Raw genomic sequence first — 1,620 nt, forward strand, 5'->3', positions numbered from 1 at the left:
ATATAGATATGGCCATATTAACAAAAGAACAGGCACAAGCCATCCTGAAAAAAGCATTGAGCTATTCAAAGGCAGAAGAATGTGAAGTAAGCTTACAAGGCAGCGAAGGCGGAAACATCCGTTATGCACGGAATGCCGTTTCTACCGCTGGCGACATCAGTACAATGAGCCTTGGCATAAGCTCGACCTTTGCTAAAAAAACAGGTACAGCCACCATCAACGAATTTGATGATGCTTCTTTGGAGAAGGTTGTCCGCAGATCGGAAGAACTTGCCCAGCTTGCTCCGCCGAACCCGGAGTACGTATCTCTGGAAGGTCCGAAAACTTTCAAAGAGTCTAAAACTTATAACGCCACAACCGCTGCCGTTAATCCGGATATCCGTGCAGAAGCCGTTTTAAAAAGTTTGAACGTTGCTAAGGATGCAAAACTTGAAGCCGCCGGATTTCTGGAGAATACCACCAGCTTCCGCGCAATGATGAACTCTAAAGGTTTGTTTGCTTACAATACAGATACAGATGTCTCTTTTTCCGTAACCACCCGGAATCAGGAAGGAACAGGATCTGGCTATGTAGAGCAAAGTTATAATGATGTCAGTAAACTGGATACACAAGTCCTGACAAAAATCGCTGCAGGAAAAGCCAATGGTTCGGCAGGAGCTAAAGCCATTGAGCCCGGAAAATACACGGTGATCCTCGAGCCTTTGGCGGTCAGCGGTATGCTTTCATACATGTTCAACGGCTTCGATGCCCGGAGTGCAGAAGAAGGCCGTAATTTCATGAGCAAGAAAGGAGGCGGCACGCGTTTAAACGAGCAGTTATTCGGTGAAAACATTAATATCTACTCTGATCCTTTCAACGCCGAACTTCCGGGCGGTACCTGGAACGGTGATGGATTGCCCATTGAAAGAACTAATTGGGTAGAAAACGGGGTAGTTAAAAACCTCGCATACTCACGTTACTGGGCCGGACAAAAAGGTGTTAAGCCTTTACCTGGATCAAATCGCGCCATCTTTGAAGGTGGCACTGCATCCCTGGAAGACCTGATTAAGAGCACCGAGAAAGGGATATTGGTAACACGTTTCTGGTATATCCGTATGGTTGACCCGCAAACGGTATTATTAACCGGCCTTACCCGCGACGGTACTTTCTATATTGAAAATGGCAAGATCGCTTTCCCGGTTAAAAACTTCCGTTTCAATGAAAGCCCGATTATTATGCTGAATAATGTGGAGGCGATGGGTAAACCGCAGCGTAGCGGGAATATGATGGTGCCGCCAATGAAAATAAGAGACTTTACGTTTTCTTCGTTGTCGGATGCCGTATAGATTAGGATTTTTGTCTAAAATAGGATTAGTAGGATGATGTGATTGCAGGATTAGGATTCATAGGATGCATGGTGGAGATACCGGGGTGTCATTGCGAGCGCAGCGAAGCAAACTGGCGCCATGCATAGCCGCCATGCTATCAATACGAATTATGGTTCTCAACCACCTCCGTAAATAAAATGAAGACCTTATCTTGATACCTGATACTTGATACTTATTAAATGAGAAGAAGAGACTTTTTACACCTCACAGGAATCGCCACTGGCGCAACATTCCTTCAATCGGTGCCGGTTAT

At 45.6% G+C, this 1,620-nt stretch carries 1 protein-coding gene; it reads left to right on the top strand.

The window, feature by feature from the left end:
* Positions 1-1,325, top strand: a 1,325-nt coding sequence (locus WBJ10_RS13650; protein ID WP_424291215.1) for a TldD/PmbA family protein, incomplete at its 5' end; no start/stop codon positions are given.
* Between the last annotated feature and the right edge of the window lie 295 nt (positions 1,326-1,620).

The sequence above is a fragment of the Daejeonella sp. genome, from assembly GCF_049655485.1.
Classification (GTDB): Bacteria; Bacteroidota; Bacteroidia; order Sphingobacteriales; family Sphingobacteriaceae; genus Daejeonella.